This window comes from Bacillus sp. FSL H8-0547 (assembly GCA_038002745.1).
In the GTDB taxonomy this organism is placed as follows: Bacteria; Bacillota; Bacilli; order Bacillales; family Bacillaceae; genus Bacillus_P.
In genome coordinates, this window is the sequence record JBBODD010000001.1 from 3,991,045 (window position 1) to 4,009,970 (window position 18,926).

17 protein-coding genes are annotated in these 18,926 nt (G+C 44.0%); 3 read left to right on the forward strand and 14 right to left on the reverse strand.

Annotation, left to right across the window (positions count from 1 at the left end; genetic code table 11):
* Positions 1-31: 31 nt before the first annotated feature.
* From spoVK to MHB63_20145, 4 genes are all read right to left on the reverse strand, one after another.
* On the reverse strand, positions 32-982 hold the full coding sequence (gene spoVK, locus MHB63_20130) for a stage V sporulation protein K (GenBank protein ID MEK3808841.1): 951 nt from the start codon (positions 980-982) through the stop codon (positions 32-34).
* A 225-nt stretch (positions 983-1,207) separates the two neighbouring features.
* The gene (hfq, locus tag MHB63_20135; protein MEK3808842.1) at positions 1,208-1,432 is read right to left on the reverse strand and encodes an RNA chaperone Hfq; all 225 of its coding nucleotides are present in this window, start codon (positions 1,430-1,432) and stop codon (positions 1,208-1,210) included.
* Between the two features lie 36 nt (positions 1,433-1,468).
* Complete coding sequence (miaA, locus tag MHB63_20140; GenBank protein MEK3808843.1) at positions 1,469-2,410, reverse strand: tRNA (adenosine(37)-N6)-dimethylallyltransferase MiaA; 942 nt, start codon at positions 2,408-2,410, stop codon at positions 1,469-1,471.
* A 114-nt stretch (positions 2,411-2,524) separates the two neighbouring features.
* A complete protein-coding gene (locus MHB63_20145) occupies positions 2,525-2,908 on the reverse strand; it encodes a YmaF family protein (protein MEK3808844.1) in 384 nt (127 codons plus the stop codon).
* A 135-nt stretch (positions 2,909-3,043) separates the two neighbouring features.
* Between MHB63_20145 and MHB63_20150 the strand changes: the two genes are divergently transcribed.
* Entirely contained in the window at positions 3,044-3,523 is a 480-nt protein-coding gene (locus tag MHB63_20150; protein MEK3808845.1) for a hypothetical protein, read from the forward strand.
* Positions 3,524-3,575: 52 nt separating this feature from the next.
* On the opposite strand, the gene MHB63_20155 is transcribed toward MHB63_20150, so the two are convergent.
* From MHB63_20155 to MHB63_20165, 3 genes are all read right to left on the reverse strand, one after another.
* Entirely contained in the window at positions 3,576-6,233 is a 2,658-nt protein-coding gene (locus MHB63_20155; protein ID MEK3808846.1) for an NTTRR-F1 domain, read from the reverse strand.
* A gap of 144 nt (positions 6,234-6,377) precedes the next feature.
* Positions 6,378-6,851, reverse strand: coding sequence for a spore coat protein (locus MHB63_20160; GenBank protein ID MEK3808847.1), 474 nt, complete (start codon positions 6,849-6,851; stop codon positions 6,378-6,380).
* A gap of 1 nt (position 6,852) precedes the next feature.
* The gene (locus tag MHB63_20165; GenBank protein ID MEK3808848.1) at positions 6,853-7,041 is read right to left on the reverse strand and encodes a hypothetical protein; all 189 of its coding nucleotides are present in this window, start codon (positions 7,039-7,041) and stop codon (positions 6,853-6,855) included.
* 291 nt (positions 7,042-7,332) lie between these two features.
* On the opposite strand from MHB63_20165, the gene MHB63_20170 reads away from it, so the two are divergent.
* On the forward strand, positions 7,333-7,665 hold the full coding sequence (locus tag MHB63_20170) for a hypothetical protein (GenBank protein MEK3808849.1): 333 nt from the start codon (positions 7,333-7,335) through the stop codon (positions 7,663-7,665).
* 18 nt (positions 7,666-7,683) lie between these two features.
* Positions 7,684-8,655, forward strand: a complete 972-nt coding sequence (locus MHB63_20175; GenBank protein MEK3808850.1) for an alpha/beta fold hydrolase — start codon at positions 7,684-7,686, stop codon at positions 8,653-8,655.
* A gap of 200 nt (positions 8,656-8,855) precedes the next feature.
* On the opposite strand, the gene mutL is transcribed toward MHB63_20175, so the two are convergent.
* The 7 genes from mutL to tdh form a co-directional block, all read right to left on the reverse strand.
* Positions 8,856-10,706, reverse strand: a complete 1,851-nt coding sequence (gene mutL / locus MHB63_20180; protein ID MEK3808851.1) for a DNA mismatch repair endonuclease MutL — start codon at positions 10,704-10,706, stop codon at positions 8,856-8,858.
* Positions 10,707-10,722: 16 nt separating this feature from the next.
* On the reverse strand, positions 10,723-13,317 hold the full coding sequence (gene mutS, locus MHB63_20185) for a DNA mismatch repair protein MutS (protein MEK3808852.1): 2,595 nt from the start codon (positions 13,315-13,317) through the stop codon (positions 10,723-10,725).
* 138 nt (positions 13,318-13,455) lie between these two features.
* Complete coding sequence (gene cotE / locus MHB63_20190) at positions 13,456-14,001, reverse strand: outer spore coat protein CotE (GenBank protein ID MEK3808853.1); 546 nt, start codon at positions 13,999-14,001, stop codon at positions 13,456-13,458.
* Between the two features lie 480 nt (positions 14,002-14,481).
* The gene (locus MHB63_20195; protein ID MEK3808854.1) at positions 14,482-14,916 is read right to left on the reverse strand and encodes a RicAFT regulatory complex protein RicA family protein; all 435 of its coding nucleotides are present in this window, start codon (positions 14,914-14,916) and stop codon (positions 14,482-14,484) included.
* A gap of 4 nt (positions 14,917-14,920) precedes the next feature.
* On the reverse strand, positions 14,921-16,450 hold the full coding sequence (gene miaB / locus MHB63_20200) for a tRNA (N6-isopentenyl adenosine(37)-C2)-methylthiotransferase MiaB (GenBank protein MEK3808855.1): 1,530 nt from the start codon (positions 16,448-16,450) through the stop codon (positions 14,921-14,923).
* A 203-nt stretch (positions 16,451-16,653) separates the two neighbouring features.
* Positions 16,654-17,832: a glycine C-acetyltransferase gene (locus tag MHB63_20205; protein MEK3808856.1), complete on the reverse strand. Its 1,179-nt coding sequence runs from the start codon at positions 17,830-17,832 to the stop codon at positions 16,654-16,656.
* 21 nt (positions 17,833-17,853) lie between these two features.
* Positions 17,854-18,894, reverse strand: a complete 1,041-nt coding sequence (gene tdh / locus MHB63_20210; GenBank protein MEK3808857.1) for an L-threonine 3-dehydrogenase — start codon at positions 18,892-18,894, stop codon at positions 17,854-17,856.
* Positions 18,895-18,926: the final 32 nt, after the last annotated feature.

The window sequence follows — 18,926 nt, forward strand, 5'->3', positions numbered from 1 at the left end:
GCCGCAGCCGCGGCTTTTTTCGTACATTTGCTTATTCCTTAATCACCAGATCCTGACTCAAGATCGTGACAAGTTCGTCCCGCCCCAATTGATTGGCTGTAAGAAGTCTCATTGCCTGGGAGCGGATGGATTTTTCAATGATATTTCTGACATACCTGCCATTTGAAAATTTTGATGGGGCAAGGTTTGTTTTCATGTCATTCAGATGCTCACGGAATTTCATTTCAGCCTCTTTGCTGAATGAATATTCTCTTTCCTTCATCATGCGCTTTGAAATTTCCATCAGCTGTTCAACTGAATAATCCGGAAAATCTACCACGAGCGGAAATCTCGAATGGAGGCCGGGATTTAATGATAGAAAATGATCCATCTCCTTGGAATAGCCCGCTAGTATAAGAACAAATTCATGCTGTTTATCTTCCATATGCTTAACGAGAGTGTCAATGGCTTCTTTCCCAAAATCCTTTTCTCCCCCGCGGGCAAGGGAATAAGCTTCATCTATAAAAAGAATGCCTCCGAGAGATTTTTTAATCAGGTCCCGTGTTTTCTGTGCGGTATGTCCAATGTATTCTCCCACAAGATCTGCGCGTTCCGCTTCAATCAAATGGCCTTTTGAGAGCACATTCATCTGGAAAAATAATTTCCCGATCAATCTGGCCACTGTTGTTTTCCCTGTGCCGGGATTTCCTTTGAACATCATATGAAGAGACTGTTTTCCCGCTTTCAGCCCCTGTTCTTCCCGCTTTTTATTAATAAAAATCCATGCATAAATTTCTTTAATCATCCGCTTCAGTTCATCCATGCCTACAAGCGTATTCAGCTCTGCTTCAATTTCATTTAATATGGCATGCTGCGGTTCTGTTTTGGGAATTTTCAGTTCATATGTGGCTGTTTCGCTGATTCGCTCATGATAGACCTTTTTCTGGCCGCTAAGAATCACATTAATTTGCCCGTTGTTTTTAAATGTGACTGCTTGATCCAAAGATGTTCACCTCACATTCTTTTATTACTATACGTTGCTAGGGGCAAAATCGTGACAAATGCCTATCTAAAAGATGAAATTATTTTTCCGGGGAGAAAATATTGCTGAATATTGATGGAATCTGCGCTTTCCCGAGAAATAAATCCATTTCCTGATCATAAGCAGACTTCAGGGAAAAGACAAATAAAAAATCAGCCTCCGCATATGAAGGCTGATTTTGACTGTCTATTCTATTTCAAGGGAAACATGTTTCTGAGGCGCAAACGTTGAAATCGCATGTTTGAAAATCAGCTGCTGCTTGCCTTCTGTTTCCAGCAGGACTGTAAAGTTGTCAAATCCTTTAACAAGGCCTCTGAGCTGAAATCCGTTCAGAAGGTACACCGTAACAAATGTACTTTCTTTGCGCATTGAGTTTAAAAATTGGTCTTGGATATTGACTGTCTGTTTCATGTTTCGTCCTCCTCTTTTCTCTATGTTTTATGTATTCTAGCTTAATTGAAGCTTTCCTGCTATATAAGTGAAAATTTCATTGAATCTGTCATTTGCATCATGCGGGCTGCTAACATCAAACCATTCCACGTCCATTTTGTTGCGGAACCATGTAAGCTGGCGCTTCGCATAGCGGCGGGAGTTCTGTTTCAGCTGATCCACTGCATCATCTAAAGAAGACTTGCCGTCTAAATAGGCGTAAAGTTCTTTATAGCCGATGGCCTGGACAGACTGACAGTCACGGATCCCATTTTCATGCAGCTGTTTTGCCTCAGCAAGCAGCCCCTGCTCCATCATAAGATCAACTCTGTGATCAATACGTTCGTAGAGCTCGCTTCGTTCCATCGTTAACCCGACAATGACAAGGTCGTAGAGCAGCACCTTCTCCTGTTCGTTTAAAAACTCTGTCATCGTTTTGCCAGTGCAGCGGAAGATTTCAAGAGCCCTGATGACTCTCCTCACGTTATTCGGATGAATTCTTTGAGCTGATTCCGGATCTGCATCTGACAATTTCTTGTGTATAAATTCATTGCCCATGGCTGCAGCTTCTTCTTCAAGCATCTTCCTGTACTCAGGATCTGCTGCCTGTTCTGTAAACTGATAATCATAGATAACAGACTGAATATACATGCCTGTCCCGCCGGCAATGATTGGAAACTTGCCTCTTGAGTGAATATCGGTAATAAGAGGACGGGCTAATTCCTGAAATTCAGCCGAAGAAAATGACTCATCAGGATTTTTAATATCAATCAGGTGATGGCGCACTCCATCCATTTCTTCAGGAGTGGCTTTTGCCGTCCCAATATTCATCCCGCGGTAGATCTGCATACTGTCCCCGCTTATGATTTCACCGTTCAGCCTTTTGGCAAGCTCAATGCTCAACTTTGTTTTCCCGACTGAAGTCGGTCCAATAATCACGAGCAGTTTTTCTTTCTTCAACCTGTAATCACACTTTCTTGCTTTATATCCGCTTTTCAACATCTTATCACTTTAAATCATTGAACACCAGTTTATTATTTCCAGATATCAGCATGCTCAAACGGCCTTGATGGATTAATATCCGATTGGTCCGCTTGTTCTTCCGCTGAACAAATGCTGATGAACCTGTTTCTGCTGCGGAGAGTATACAACCCCTCCAAACTGAGTCGGCTCTCCTTCTGTGTAGTTTCTGTAAGTCTTTCCATAAAACAGATGATAGTGAGTGCCGTCAAGCATGGGAATGGGCGGTCCGGTTTTAACATAAAAGCGGTGATAATGATTGTTGTCAAACGTCGTAACCCCTTCTACATAGTGGTAATGCCTGTCAAATGATGTACCGTTGATCGGTTTTGAAAATCCAAGCAGTGCATGCGTGTGACCTTCCTGTTCCTCTGTCACGCCCTGATAAAAGTGAGCATGCGGAACAGGCAGAGGCTCCCGAACATTCATTTCCTTCATAAGGCAGCTTCCTTTCATGCTTTTTATTAAAATATGAAAGTTATGGAGCAAAGGGTCATAAATATCTCAAATTGCCGTTTTAACTAAGTAAAACAGGGAAACTAAAAAGTAATTCTAATGAGAGGGGCATGCCCGTTGTTTCAGCTGGAGGATATGATTACTTTTTTCTGGGCATTCTTTTTTGTTCTGCCCATCGTTGCCTTCATTCATCAGCTTGGGCACTTTGTCTTTGTTTGGATATTTGGAGGAAAGGCCTTTTTTACGTTAGGGAGAGGGAAATCTTTGCTCAGAGTAGGAAAGCTGCAAATTAATCAATACTACTTTTTGGACTCTTTTTGCCAGTACGAACGATTGAGATGGGAAAGCAAGTGGACACACGTACTTGTATATGCAGGAGGATCCATTTTTAACCTGGCCTCCATCACTATCGTAAATTCTATGATTCATGCAGGGCTGCTGAATCCGCACATCTTCTTTTATCAATTTGTCTATTTTTCTGTTTACTTTGTTTTCTTTTCGCTTCTGCCATTTAAATATTCAGAGACGCATTCGTCTGATGGCAGATCAATTTATGATGTTATTAAGTATGGGAGCAGCTGCAGCCAGTTTGATTAGTAACCATTAGTAAGAAGACCGGACTCTTTTTGTCCGGTCTTCTTATTGTAGTTTATCCAATTCTCAATATCGTCATAGAAGCACCTGCACCCGTCTGGAGAACAGCCGTTCCCAGCAAACCGTACATCTGAAGACTTAATGCGGTTCCTGCTGGCAAATCGAAAATAAAACCTGCATTAAAAAATGAAGCGGCAAGTGAAGGCCTGCAGTCAAGTTCATCAACAGCGGATCCATTGATCAGCAGCCTTACACCCAAAAGCAGAGAAGCAGATAATCTGACTGAAAATGTTAAATAATATCTGCCGGCCGGCAATACAGTGAAAATGGTGTTGGCTCCGTTTGCACTGACTTCATTTGAAAGATTTTTAGAAGGCAGCGGAACAAGGGAACCCAACAGTATGACAGAAATAGAAGAACCCGAAGTATTTGCTGCAGAACTGGATGTCTGTGATATAGAAACTCCGTCTGGTCCAGTTGCACCAGTTGGACCCTGAACACCGGTTGGGCCCTGTATTCCTGTTTCTCCCGCCAATCCAGCTGGACCTTGAACACCTGTCGGACCCGGTATGCCCTGCGGTCCTGTAATTCCTGTTAATCCTGTTGATCCTGCAGCACCAGTAGCCCCGGTTGGACCTGTAATCCCTTGTGGTCCCTGTATTCCGGTTGCTCCCGTCAATCCGATTGGACCTTGAACACCAGTTATTCCCTGAATACCCTGAGGACCTGTTATTCCCTGAAATCCGGTTGCTCCTGTCAATCCTGTTGGACCCGTAATTCCTTGTGGCCCCTGGATACCTGTTGCTCCTGTCAATCCGATTGGTCCTTGAGCACCAGTTGGTCCCAGTATACCCTGCGGTCCTGTTGATCCGGTTGCTCCTGAAGCACCAGCAGCTCCGGTTGGACCAGTAATCCCTTGTAGTCCCTGTATTCCTGTTGCTCCTGTCAATCCGGTTGGACCTTGAGCACCAGTCGGACCAGTTATGCCCTGAACTCCTGTAATTCCTGTTGATCCGATTGCTCCTGAAGCACCAGTAGCTCCGGTTGGACCAGTAATCCCTTGTAGTCCCTGAATTCCTGATGCACCCGTGAATCCCGTTGGACCTTGAGCACCAGTTGGACCCGGTATGCCCTGCGGTCCTGTAATTCCTGTTAATCCTGTTGATCCTGTAGTTCCAGCAGCTCCAGTAGCTCCAGTTGGACCTGTAATGCCTAGTGGGCCCTGGATACCTGTTTCTCCCGCCAATCCGATTGGACCTTGAGCACCAGTTGGACCTCGTATGCCCTGAACTCCTGTAATTCCTGTTGATCCGGTTGCTCCAGCAGCACCAGCAGCTCCGGTTGGACCTGTAATCCCTTGTGGTCCCTGTATTCCTGTTGCTCCTGTCAATCCGTTTGGACCTTGAACACCAGTTATTCCCTGAATACCCTGAGGACCTGTTATTCCCTGAAATCCGGTTGGACCCGTTATTCCTTGCGGTCCCTGAATACCAGTTGCTCCTGTTAATCCTGTTGCTCCTGCAGCACCGGTTGGACCTGTTATCCCTTGTGGGCCCTGAATTCCGGTTGCTCCTGTCAATCCCGTTGGACCTTGAGCACCAGTCGGACCCCGTATGCCCTGAACTCCTGTAATTCCTGTTGATCCGGTTAATCCGGTTGCTCCAGCAGCACCAGTAGCTCCGGTTGGACCAGTAATCCCTTGTAGTCCCTGAATTCCTGATGCACCCGTGGATCCCGTTGGTCCTTGAGCACCAGTCGGACCAGTTATGCCCTGAACTCCTGTAATTCCAGTTAATCCTGTTGCTCCTGCAGCACCAGTAGCCCCGGTTGGACCTTGAACACCTGTTATTCCCTGAGATCCGGTTGGACCCATTATTCCTTGCAGTCCCTGACTTCCTGTTGGACCCGTAATTCCTCGTGGCCCCTGAGTTCCTGTTGAGCCGGTTGCTCCATTAACACCAGCAACGCCAGTCGGACCCGGTATGCCTTGAGGTCCTGTAATCCCTTGTGGACCCCGGATACCTGCTGCTCCTGTCAATCCCGTTGGACCCGGTATGCCCTGAGATCCTGTAATTCCTGTTGCTCCTGCAGCACCAGTAGCTCCGGTTGGACCTGTAATCCCTTGTGGTCCCTGTAATCCAGTTGGACCTGTAGCTCCGGTTGGACCTGTCACACCTTGAGGACCGGCTTCTCCAGACGGCCCCTTTGGACCTGTCGGACCTGTTGGACCACTGACAGGCTGTTCTCTATACAGAAGAGAGACATTCAGAACATATATGTCAGAAACGATTTGTCCAGGTAAAGAATTTATAAGAACAAGTGCAATGGCTGCATTTTCAGGAACAGCATCGACATCCATAACGAGCCTCGCCTCATCCGATTCTGCATAAGAGTCAAAAAAACTGTCATTGATTGATTCAAGAAGTCCGTATCCAAGAAACGCAAGATTTTTATCATAATAATTTACAGATACCGTAATTAATCCGCTTGGCATCGGGCTTGACTTGACCAGCTCAGCCTTAAAAGTAAATTGTTCCCCCTGATTAACAGAAACCAATTGATAGATAAAAGAATTATATAAACTTCCGTCTAATGCAGCAGCATATCCAGTAATCCCCCCAGCTAATGGGACAATCTCCGCATTCAAAACTATCCACGGATTAAAAGAACCTGTTCCAAAATCACCATTTACAATACGATTGATTTCAATCAAAATTTTTCACCGCCAGATGTTCAAATTATCTATGTATCCTATGCTCAGTCATATAAATGGATATCTCGCTGATGTTTTGGACAGCAAAATACAAGAATTAAAAAGGTGCCCCAATAATTGGGACACCTCTTCTAACTCATAGAGTTACAGAATATCCAGGGTTAGTGCAAGAGCTGCCAAGACTTGAATTAACAGCTGAATTGTAATAACAAGATCAAGATCAAGCGCTCCAACGTTAACGTTGTGAGAATCTTTGATGAGAATTTCCTGCTCATTTACTTGATCAATGCTTGCAAACTGGAATAACTCTTCACTGAACTGATCAGCCCGCTCAATATCATCAGCGAAAGAAAGTCTGACAATGAGTACGATGGCAGCCTGAATAGCAGCTTGAAGTGCAATTGCAGCCTGAACATCAATTGTCAATACGTTTACATCTGTAGAATCGACAATGCTGATTCTCTCAGATGATCTTTGGCCTGCGCGAACAGATTGTCTTGCTCTTTCAGATACGCCATTTGCAGATCCAAGGCCGCTTCCGCCCATACTCATGTCCATTTCGCCTGCAACTTCTTCTTCATGGCGGCAATTAGACATAATTACTCTGTTTCTTCCCATATTATTTCCCCCCTTTCTCAGTTTTGGATTTTAAATTATTGAGGAAATCCTCAACTTGACCATTTAATTCAGTGACCATGTCTCTAAGAGGTTTTTTCTTATCCTCCGGAATAGCTTTCAGCTTAGTTTCCAATCCATATTTGTCGAGAAGCATTTTGACAAACAGATCCGTTGTTTTACGGTTGATCATGACCATCTCTCCTTCCTGTTTACTCCATCATATTCTCAGCAGGATTATCTGTATGGGGAAATAACCTCCTGCAAAAACACATTTTTCGATTTTTTCTGCTGAACGTTTATGTCTTTATTCCTTAAAAATTGGCGAAAATCATGATTTATTAACCCAATCTATATTTTTTGTCGAACATACTCTATTAATAAGATTCAGCAACAAAGAGAATCTGCCTTTCTCTGCAGCATTGAAAATACAGGTGGCTTCACCTGTATTTTCTCATTACGATTAAGGGAAGGAGGAAATCAAATGCAAAAAAAGAAAAACCTGCAACTGAGTGACTTGGTTAAAAAGGCAGGCTTTCAGTTAGAGTCAAACCTCAATCAGACCATAAAGGCAAAACTTAATAACACGGATTTAACCCGAATTCTCGCAAACACTCAAAAAAACCCTGATCTGCAGAAATTATTCGGCATCCTGATTCCTGCACAAAAAATTCCCGGCAATGAAGATACAGCAAATACATCCAAACTCGTCGTTAGAACAGAAGAAAAAATCGATTCCATTGAAGAGAAACTTCTGGAGATCGATTCAAAACTTGATGAAATGAGAAATTTAGTCTCTAAAAACAAAAAAAAATAGAGAGGAGCTCTGCTTAAAGTGACTCATATCAGTCCGACAGGCTTGAGCAAAACCCCTGTATGGCAGTTAAATAAAATCACTCTGTGGCATTATCCTCCTGCGGTGAGAAACTATCAAACTCCTCTTTTTCTCATTTATTCTCCTGTAAACAGTCCGGATATTCTGGACCTTTTTCCTGGAAAGAGCGTGATTGCCTCTTTCATCCAAGCCGGTTTTGACGTTTACTTGCTTGAGTTTGGAGAACCCGGTTATGAAGATAAAGATGACACGCTGGAGGATTATGTTGCGAAGTATATTCAAAAAGCAGCAAAAAGAACGCTACTTCACTCCCGGGCAGAGAGTTTGACGGTCATAGGCTATTGTTTAGGAGGCACTCTTGCGGCGATATTTGCTGCTGTAACAGACCTAAAGATAAAGAACCTGATCCTTTACACTGCTCCCGTGGATTTTGAAGAAACCCACCTTTATGATAAATGGCTGACTGCATTAAGAGCTGCGGATGAGACTGATATTGAACAGATGATGGAATGGAATACTTTAATCTCTGCAGCCCGTGTAAAAGCCGGCATGAGGCTGCTTACATCTCCCGTATACTTTACACCCTACCTCGCTCTTTTAGGGAAAACAGATGATGAAGCCTATATGCAGAAATGGATGAGGTTTAATAAATGGGCGAATTCTTATCTCCCGATGCCGGGTGCTTTTGTAAAAGACGTGGTTTTAAAATTAGTTAAAGAAAACAGTTTGATCAGCGGAGAGCTCACAATCAAAAACAAAAAAGCTGAGCTTAAAAACATCTCCTGCAATCTTCTTGTGATCTCCGGAGAAAGTGACCAGCTTGTGTCAGTCAGACAGAGCAGTTCCATCATGAAACATGCTGCAAGCAAGGATAAGACGTTTATGTTAAGTAAAAAAGGACACACGGGGGTAACCATTTCAGAAGGCCAGCTGCCTGAATTTCTGGATAAGTGGCTGCCCCCGAGATCGTAACAATGAGGGGGATAGAAAATGATGATTTGCTCTTCCATGCCTAAAACAGACCCAGTAACGGAATACTGCGGATTTTCAGCTATTATTTATGCCGGTTTCTTTTTTGGGATTCTGCTGGACAAAAGTGATTTTTCAGGATTTTTTGCAGATAGGTTCTAATGACGAAAACAAGCCCCGCACAGATCAGTGCGGGGCTTGTTTCACATAATGCGCTTAAACATCTTTTCCATTTCATAAATGGAATGATGAATGATAATGGGTCTGCCGTGGGGACATGTAAAGGGATCTGCCGTTTTTCTCAGGGTTTCAAGCAGCGCAAATATTTCATCCTGGCGGAGATGATGGTTTGCTTTTATCGCTGCTTTGCAGCTCATCATGATGGCCGCTTCTTCTCTGATTTTTTTAACGTCTGCCTGCCGATGATCAAGGACTTCCTGTATCATTTCTTCAATGATGCTTCCTTCTTCTCCTTTTGGAAACCACTGAGGGTGTGAACGGACGATAAAGCTGTTTCCTCCAAAAGGCTCCAGAAAAATTCCGACCTGGGCAAGTTCAGGCATTTTCTCTGTCAAAATGACTGCTTCATCCGCTGAGTAATGCAGCGTGATGGGAACGAGGAGCTCCTGAACTTCTGAAGCGACCTGTCCCACTTTTTCTTTATAATATTCATAATTAATCCGTTCCTGTGCAGCATGCTGATCAATTATATAGAGTCCGTTCTCATTTTGGGCGAGGATATATGTGCCGTGCATTTGGCCGATTGGATAAAGGACCGGAATAAGGGATTCAGTGCTTGAATGATCTGCGCCCCGGTCTGTGTACTCCTTCTCCACTGCTGCTTCCTCTGTTATCGTCAGAGTTTCATCACCAGCTTCAGAGGAATAGTCTGCTTCCTCTCCCGCAGCAATAGGAAAATCCTCCTTTACTTGAAAGGCGACGGCCTGTGATTCTGTCTTCCTCACCGGTAAAATGGGTTCGTCTTTTTTGACGTGGCTGAATGTAAAGCTTTGCTGTTCTTCCGGTGCTTTTTCTTTTCGCTTCGGCAGTGCGGCATCCGGTATCAGCTGTTTTTTTGAAAATGCTTGTTTGATTCCGCTTGTTATCAGTTCATTCAATTCAGCTTCCTTGCTGAGGCGCACTTCCATCTTGGCAGGATGCACATTAACATCCACAAGTATCGGATCCATTTGTATTTCAAGAAAAACGACAGGGAACCGTCCAATCGGCAAAAGCGTATGATACCCCTGCTGAATCGCTTTTACTAGCGGATAATTCTTGATGAATCTGCCATTAACAATCGTAGAAATGTAGTTTCTTGAAGCTCTTGTTATTTCCGGAAGAGAGATAAAACCTTTTACTTCAAAATCAAGTGACTGCAGATGGATTGGAATCATCTTTTTGGCAATCGGAAGGCCGTATATGCCTGCAATGACCTGGCGCACGTCCCCGTTGCCGCTCGTATGAAGCAGCTGTTTCCCGTTATGAGTCAGCTTAAATGATACATTTGGATTGGACAGTGCCAGACGGTTCACAACATCTGTTATATTCCCGAGCTCTGTATGAACTGTCTTTACATATTTCAGCCGTGCAGGTGTATTGAAAAACAGATTCGACACAGTGAGGTCGCTGCCTTTTCTGCTTGAGGCTGATTCGTGCACTTCCACTTTTCCGCCTTTTAGAACCATTCGTGTTCCCGCTCCGTCACCTGTGCTTGTTTTAAGCTCAATATGCGATACGGACGCGATACTCGGAAGAGCTTCTCCCCGGAAACCAAGTGTTCTGATGCGGAACAGGTCATTCTCATCTTTGATTTTGCTTGTCGCATGTCTGTGAAAAGCATTAAGGCAGTCTTCGGGCTGAATGCCTTCCCCATTGTCGATAATGCGGATTTTTGCAAGGCCGGCTTCTTCCACGTGAATTTCAATCACGGTGCTTCCGGCATCTATGCTGTTTTCTGCCAGTTCCTTTACGACAGAAGCCGGACGCTCTACTACTTCACCGGCAGCGATTTTATTTGACAGTGAATCGTCTAGGCGGACTATTTTCCCCATCCTATTCACCTTCCAGCTATTTTAATTTTTTTTGCAGCTGATACAACTCATTCATTGCATCAAGCGGCGTCATTTCAAGCAGATTGATGGCCCGGATTTGCTCAAGTACAAGAAGATCTTTTTTGGGAGCCTGTCTGCCGCTTTCTTTTCTGGCCGGCTGCTCACTGAAGAAAGACAGCTGGGCATCATCCGTTTTTTCGAAGGTTTCCCTTTTTTCCTGAACGGCAGCAGGAGCTTTGACCGTTTGTTCCCCCTCCAGTCCTTCAAGAATTTCTTTTGCCCTCTTGATCAGGTTCTGTGGGAGTTCTGCCAGTTCTGCAACATGAATTCCGTAGCTTTTATCTGCAGGACCTTCTTTAATTTTATGAAGAAACACAACTTTTCCATTCTCTTCAACCGCTGATACATGAACGTTTTGAAGCATCGGCAGTTCATCTGCAAGACTTGTAAGCTCATGATAGTGCGTGGAAAAGAGTGTTTTTGCTCCAATATGGTGATGAATATGCTCAATAATTGCCTGGGCCAATGCCATGCCGTCATATGTGGATGTTCCCCTGCCGATCTCATCGAACAGAATCAGGCTTTTGCCGGTTGCATGGACAATCGCATTTTTGGCTTCAAGCATTTCGACCATAAATGTACTTTGTCCTGATATTAAATCATCGGCAGCTCCAATTCTTGTGAAGATCTGGTCAAAGACCGGAAGCACCGCCTCTGAAGCCGGAACAAAACAGCCGATTTGCGCAAGAATACTCGTCAGGGCCACTTGTCTCATGTAGGTGCTTTTACCGGACATATTCGGACCCGTAATTAAAAGCATTCCGCGATCGTTCGAGAAATAGCAGTCGTTTGGAACATACTCCTGTGAATTCATCACTTTCTCAACAACCGGGTGTCTTCCGTCTTTGATGAACAGTTCGCCATCTGAGAACAGAGGTTTTGTATAATGGCGCTTTTCACTGATAACAGCAAAACACTGGAGGACGTCCAGTTCGCTTAAGCACTTGGCAAGAGACTGCAGGTTTGGAATATAGCGTTTGACCTGTTCTCTCAGTTCAGTAAACAGCTGGTATTCGATATCAACCATTTTTTCTTCTGCTTCAAGAATGAGTGTTTCTTTTTCCTTGAGTTCAGGAGTAATAAACCGTTCAGCATTCGTAAGTGTCTGTTTGCGTGTATATCTTCCCTCTTCAAGTAAATGGGCATTTGCCCGGGTAACCTCAATATAGTATCCGAACACACGATTGTATCCGATTTTCAGTGATTTAATGCCAGTGCGGACTCTCTCCTGCTGTTCAAGCTCCGCGATCCATGACTTCCCGTTTCTGCTTGCATCCCTGAATTGATCAAGCTGTTCATGAAACCCATCCTTCATAATGTTTCCGTCTTTTATCGAAAGAGGCGGGTTTTCAACAAGGGCAGTGTCAAGCAATTCACACAGCTCTGTGCATGGATCAATCTTGTGCTCCATTTCACGAAGCGCAGCGTGATTTATCCCGGATAAAACTTCTTTAATAGCAGGAACCTGCTGCAGTGATTTTTTAAGCTGAATCAAATCCCTTGCATTGACGCTGCCGAAAGCGACTCGGCCTGCAAGGCGTTCAAGATCGTACACTTCTCTCAGTTTCTCTCTGAGATCCTCGCGTTCAAAATAGTGATTCAGCAGCGTCTGAACCGTATCGAGACGGCTTTCTATTTCCGTTTTAGACAGCAGCGGCCTGTCAATCCATTGTTTCAGCATCCGTCCGCCCATAGCTGTTTTCGTCTCATCAAGCAGCCATAAGAGCGATCCTTTTTTGCCTTTGGAACGGATCGTTTCTGTCAATTCAAGATTTCTTTTTGAATAGATATCAATCTTCATAAAATCCTGAAGCTTGTACACTTTTACTTTTTGCAGGTGATCGAGGCTTCTTTTCTGCGTTTTCTGCAGATAAGTGCACAGTCTGCCAAATGTCTCTTTCAGCCGGTCATCTGTCAGGTGGTCCATAATGGGGGCAAAAGCATCCCATTTTTCTGCAGACTGAAAAGAAATTGTCACTTTTGATCTCTCTGTCACCTTTTTCAGTACGTCCTGCGGAAAGTCAGGATCTGCGACAAGCTCTCTTACATTCAGTGAATACATCTCATTGATCACTTCATCAAATCCGTTTAAAAGAGTGACCTGGTTTTCTCCGGTAGACAGATCCGTAACAGCAAATCCGAAGCAGGATGAGAACTCGGATACAGAGGCTATGTAATTGTTTTCTCTTTCCTGAAGGCCTTTGCCATTCATGACTGTTCCCGGTGTGATCAGCTGAACGACTTCCCTGCGCACAACACCTTTAGCCTGTTTAGGATCTTCCGTCTGTTCACAAATGGCCACTTTGTAGCCTTTCTCAATCAATGTTTCAATATATCCTGGTGCAGAGTGATACGGAACGCCGCACATTGGAATTCTGTCGGCACTGCCTCCGTCTCTGCTCGTCAGTGTGATTTCAAGTTCAGCAGATGCTTTTTTAGCATCTTCAAAAAACATTTCATAAAAGTCGCCTAGGCGAAAAAATAAAAAGGCATCCTGATACTCTGCCTTTATCTTTAAATATTGCTGTATCATCGGCGTATATGCTGCCATTGTAATCCCCCATTAACCTTGCGTTTCAAAACAACCTTAATTATAGCATAGATGCCAGTAATTTTGGTTTGGGGAATACTAGAAGCTCGAGTTTTTGCCAAAGAAAAAACCAGGAAGATAATTCTCCCCAGTTTCCTCTTACTCTTCGTCTCCGCCTACAAGAAATTCAGGATTCAGGTCTTCAAACTCATCGTCAAGATCCTCTTCCCAGTCCTCATCTGATTCAACAAAGCCTTCGTTGTTGATGGCAACAACCACTTTTGTTTCTCCGACAACCTCTGCCAAAAACTCACGCTCAGCTGAAACGACAACTTTGCTGCCGTTAGGAGAAATGTTAACCTCCATGCAGTTAGGCTGCTGCATCACTTTTGCAATCACTTCATGTTCATCGTCAAGAAAGTTGTTATCTTTATATTTCAGCTTAATGACGTCAACATATGAAACTTTTTCTGTGACAACTTCTGTTTTCGTATTGTCTGCATACGAATACCAGACATTGATGTCATAAGTACCTTCTACCTCGACTGTTTTCCCAACCTTTTTTGCATCATATTTATGGTTGATCAGCCAGCCGCCCAGAATGCTTGTCGGCTTTTGCGAAGGAGCAATGCTGTGGGTGGATTGAGTAAACTTTTTGCCTTTCGCAACTATCGCTTTCGTGATTATTTCTCTGTATTCAGCCATTCGTACATACCCTCCTCAATCATCTTCATTTAATCCTATGCTGGGCTAGTATGGTTTGTGCTGCTGCTTAAAAGGAATAAATAATAGGTACCGCCAATACATGAATCGGTATACTTCATTCTATGCGTGTACGCCCAGAAATGTGCCTAAAAATTTAAAAGAAAACCCAATTCCCGCTGTGCTGCAGGCATATAGGATAAAATCTTGTTCGTCCTATAAATATGATACAGCCGTTCATTTTAGTAGAGGTTTTCAGCAAAGGCGGGTTTGGCCTTTGCTGGCTGCGGTTTTATATATGATTATTTGGAACATAGTTTTGTTAGAGATTTTTACGGTTTTTTCACTGAAATCGTGCTGTTTCAATTCCTATTAGTTCAATTAACCGTTATTGAACAGCCAACGTGATTATTTAGAACATGATTTAAATTGATAATTGAATAAAAAAAATGTCCTTCCTGTTTTCACAGAAAGGACATTTTTTCAGCTGCTGCAGGCTGAGCCGGGTGAGTTATTCACTTTTGAACCTGTTTCCCCGCTCAGAAGGTCTCCGCCTGTCGTGCGGATAATTTCGTCTGTTACATGATTTGATATTGTAACGGCGATCAGCTGGAGCAGATCATTTACTTCAACTTGAGATTCCTTGAACTCCTGAATGATCGGAAGTTCATCGAGTTCTTCCTGAAGTTTGTCAATTTTGTCTTCTACTTGTTTAAGAGCTTCCTGCTTGCTGTAGTGCTGAAAATTGACTGCCTGTTTTTGAAGGCTTTTAATGCTTGCTACTTTTTCGCGGATTTTCTGATTCTCGTTAATTTGAGCTTCTGCTTTTTTGAAGAACTCAACTTCCTTTGTATCAGCTACCATTTGCGCCAATTCACGTGCTCTGGCCACGATTTCTTCTTTAGTATACACTGTCATCCCCCTATTTCACCTCTATTGCTTCTTCTGCCATTTCCCCGTCTAAAGACCATGTTTTTGCTTTCGTAATCTTCACTTTTACAATCTCGCCGATGGCTGATTTTGGACCTCTGAAGTTTACAAGCTTGCTTTTTGATGTATACCCGGCAAGCACTTCAGGGTTGTTTTTGCTTTCGCCCTCAACAAGGACTTCCACAACCTGTCCTTCATATTCCATCATTTTTTTCGCTGAGATCTCATTAACCAGTTTGTTCAGTTTTTGCAGGCGTGCTTTTTTCACTTCCATCGGAACATTATCCTGCATTTTCGCTGCAGGCGTTCCTTCGCGCGGAGAGTAAATGAACGTGTACGCACTGTCAAATTCCACTTCGCGGTACATAGAGAGCGTTTCTTCAAACTGCTCATCTGTTTCGTTCGGGAATCCGACGATGATATCCGTCGTTAAAGAAGCCGTTGGAATCGCTTCCTTGATTTTCTTGACGAGTGTCATATACTTTTCACGGTCGTATTTGCGCGCCATTAGCTTCAGCACTTCCGAGCTTCCAGACTGTACAGGAAGATGGATATGATCAAGAAGATTTCCGCCTTTTGCAAGGACCTCAATCAGATGATCATCAAAATCGCGCGGATGACTTGTTGTAAACCGGACACGGGCTACGTCAATCTTGCGGATTTCATCCATCAGATCGCCAAGTCCGTATTCCATGTCTTCAAAGTCTTTGCCGTATGCATTTACGTTCTGTCCAAGCAGGGTAATTTCTTTATAGCCGCTTGCTGCAAGCTGTCTTACTTCATGAATAATTTCTTCCGGACGTCTGCTGCGTTCTTTTCCGCGGGTGTACGGAACGATGCAGTACGTGCAGAACTTATCGCAGCCGAACATAATGTTGACCCATGCTTTTATTTTGCCTTTGCGTTCGCGCGGCAGATTTTCAATCACATCGCCTTCTTTAGACCAGACCTCAATGACCATTTCTTTGGACATATAGGCATCGCTAAGAATATTCGGCAGGCGGTGAATGTTATGTGTGCCGAAGATCATGTCCACATGCTGATGCTTTTTCATAATCCGGTTAACAACCGATTCTTCCTGGGACATGCATCCGCAGACGCCGATCAGAAGGCCCGGTCTTTCGCGTTTCAGCGCTTTTAAGTGGCCGATTTCGCCAAACACTTTGTTTTCTGCATTTTCACGGATGGCACATGTATTTAAAAGAATCACATCAGCATCTTCTGCTGCGGCTGTTACTTCATATCCAAGTGCAGTAAAAATCCCGGCCATTACTTCCGTATCGTGCTCGTTCATTTGACAGCCGTACGTTCTGATCAGGAATTTCTTTCCGTTGCCGAGGCCTCTGAATTCTTCTGAGATTTTAAAATCATTTTGATATTTCACTTCTTCTTTACCGCGTTTTTTAGCATCCTTTAAAGAAGGAGGCATGTACACGGCCTGGAAATACTTGCTGTAATCCTTCTCGGATTTTTTGTCCGAAGGCGTTACCTGCGTGCTTTCCAGACGCTGCTTTTCATTCATGTAAAACAGTCTCCTTTCAGGCCTTTCAAACCGTCTCACTCAGGGTGAGAGTATACCAATTTTATAGTATATCTGTTCTTAAAGAACAAAACAATAAAATATTCAGAAAGGACATACGTCTATAGTAAATGATTGAGAAAAAAAAGAAAAGCAGGGCTTCTGACTGCGGCAAAAAAAGAGAGGCTGCGAGCCTCTCTTTTCGATTACTTAAGGATGTTCAGCTCTTTTGCCGCTTTTTCAAAAATGTCCAGTGCCTGCTGAAGCTCTTCGGTTGAGTGCTCAGCTGTGACGATTGTGCGTACGCGGGCCTGCCCTTTTGCAACTGTAGGGAATGCGATTCCCTGAGCAAAGACGCCGTATTCTCTCAGTTTATCAGAGAATTGATGAGACAGCGCTTCATCACCGACAATGACAGGCGTAACCGGAGTTTCGCTTTTCCCGGTGTCAAAACCAAGATCTTCAAGACCCTTTTTGAAAAACTTTGCATTCTCCCAAAGCTTGTCAATCAGCTCAGGCTCTTCAAGCAATACATTGATTGCTTCCATGCATGCTGCTGTGACAGCAGGAGGATGAGATGTGCTGAATAAGAACGGGCGTCCTTTTTGAATAAGGTAGTCAATCAGCGTTCGTGTACTTGCGACGTATCCGCCAAGAACTCCTACCGCTTTGCTTAATGTTCCCACCTGAATATGTACACGTCCGTCAAGACCAAAATGATTAACTGTGCCGCGGCCATTTTTGCCGAGTACACCTGAAGCATGCGCATCATCAACCATAACGAGGGCGTCATATTTTTCAGCAAGCTCGACAATCTCCGGAAGCGGAGCGATATTGCCGTCCATTGAGAAAACACCGTCTGTCACAATGATGCGGACACGGAAGTCTGCTGATTCTTTCAATGCGCGTTCAAGGTCAGCCATATCCACGTGATTATACACTTTGCGGGCTGCTTTAGTCAGTCTGATGCCATCAATGATGGATGCATGGTTTAAAGCATCAGAAATGACCACATCTTCTTTTGTCAGAATAGAAGACAGCACGCCCTGGTTTGTTGTAAAACCGGACTGAAACACAAGCGCTGCTTCCGTATGCTTAAACTCGGCAAGCTTTTGCTCAAGCTCTTCATGCATGGAGAATGTTCCTGCGATTGTTCTGACCGAGCCAGTTCCGGCCCCGTATTTTTGGGCAGCTTCTACTGATGCTTTTACAAGTCTTGGATGTGTGGTGAGCCCAAGATAGTTGTTTGAAGAAAGCTGAATCAGTTCTTTTCCTCCGATAACGACTTTTGACTTTTGATCAGATTCGAGCGGAATCAATTTTCGGAACGTCCCGTTTTGTTTCATTTCATCAAGTTCTGCCTGTAAGTATTCAAACCCTTTCATCATAGCCCCTCCAGTTCATGTTTAAGGATGTAATACGACTTTACCACAATTTCCTTCGATCATTAAATTGAAGCCTTTTTCAAAGTCTTCAAGCGGGAAGTGATGGGTAATCAGCGGCGTGACATCAACCTGGCCTGATTTTAAAAGACGCGAAACCTGCTGCCATGTTTCATACATTTTTCTGCCTGTTATGCCCTGTACGGTTATACCTTTAAATACAATATCATTCGTAACATCAATCTCTACAGGCCGGACCGGGAGACTTAAAATGGACACACGGCCGCCGTTTGTCACCATCTTGAACCCCTGATCCATCGCAGCCGGGTGGCCGGACATTTCGCACACAACATCGACGCCATTTCCGTCGGTCAATTCGCTGATTCTTTCAAGCGGATTCTCATCCTTGGAATTGATGACGGCTGTTGCTCCCATTTCTTTTGCAAGATTCAACCTGTAGTCATTTAAATCGAGCGCAATCACCTGTGATGCTCCTGCAGCTTTTGCAACGCCTGCTGCCATGATGCCGATCGGACCGCAGCCAATAACAGCGACGCTTTTGCCTGCTACATCACCGGCAAGGACAGTATGTACGGCATTTCCCATCGGCTCCTGTATGGACGCTGTATCAAACGGCATTTCCTTCGGATTTTTCCAGAGGTTAACTGCCGGAAGCGCCACGTATTCTGCAAAACAGCCGTCTGTGTCGACGCCGATAATCTTCGTATTTTTACAGATATGATAGTTTCCTGTCAGACATTGCGGACATTCGTAGCATACAAGGTGCGTTTCAGCAGAAACAAAATCTCCAACCTCAACGTTTGTCACTTTGCTTCCAACCTGCGCAACCTCTCCGGAGAATTCATGGCCAAAAACATATGGAGGATTTACACGGCTTTCCGACCAGGCATCCCACGTATAAATATGAACATCTGTCCCGCAGATGGACGTAGCTTTTACTTTAATCAGTACTTCGTGATCGTTAATCTGAGGAATATCCACCATTTTCAGCTCGGCTCCAAATCCTCTGTGATGCTTCACAACCGCTTTCATTTTTCCATTCACAAAGAACACTCCCTGCTTAAAAAACTGCTTAA

What these genes read in the sequence shown, in the direction of transcription:
- hfq (MEK3808842.1), bottom strand. Translation starts at nt 1,432, where the DNA reads ATGAAACAGACAGTCAATATCCAAGACCAATTTTTAAACTCAATGCGC.
- MHB63_20145 (MEK3808844.1), bottom strand. Translation starts at nt 2,908, where the DNA reads ATGAAGGAAATGAATGTTCGGGAGCCTCTGCCTGTTCCGCATGCTCAC.
- MHB63_20160 (MEK3808847.1), bottom strand. Translation starts at nt 6,851, where the DNA reads ATGGGAAGAAACAGAGTAATTATGTCTAATTGCCGCCATGAAGAAGAA.
- MHB63_20165 (MEK3808848.1), bottom strand. Translation starts at nt 7,041, where the DNA reads ATGATCAACCGTAAAACAACGGATCTGTTTGTCAAAATGCTTCTCGAC.
- MHB63_20170 (MEK3808849.1), top strand. Translation starts at nt 7,333, where the DNA reads ATGCAAAAAAAGAAAAACCTGCAACTGAGTGACTTGGTTAAAAAGGCA.
- mutL (MEK3808851.1), bottom strand. Translation starts at nt 10,706, where the DNA reads ATGGGGAAAATAGTCCGCCTAGACGATTCACTGTCAAATAAAATCGCT.
- mutS (MEK3808852.1), bottom strand. Translation starts at nt 13,317, where the DNA reads ATGGCAGCATATACGCCGATGATACAGCAATATTTAAAGATAAAGGCA.
- cotE (MEK3808853.1), bottom strand. Translation starts at nt 14,001, where the DNA reads ATGGCTGAATACAGAGAAATAATCACGAAAGCGATAGTTGCGAAAGGC.
- MHB63_20195 (MEK3808854.1), bottom strand. Translation starts at nt 14,916, where the DNA reads ATGACAGTGTATACTAAAGAAGAAATCGTGGCCAGAGCACGTGAATTG.
- miaB (MEK3808855.1), bottom strand. Translation starts at nt 16,450, where the DNA reads ATGAATGAAAAGCAGCGTCTGGAAAGCACGCAGGTAACGCCTTCGGAC.
- MHB63_20205 (MEK3808856.1), bottom strand. Translation starts at nt 17,832, where the DNA reads ATGAAAGGGTTTGAATACTTACAGGCAGAACTTGATGAAATGAAACAA.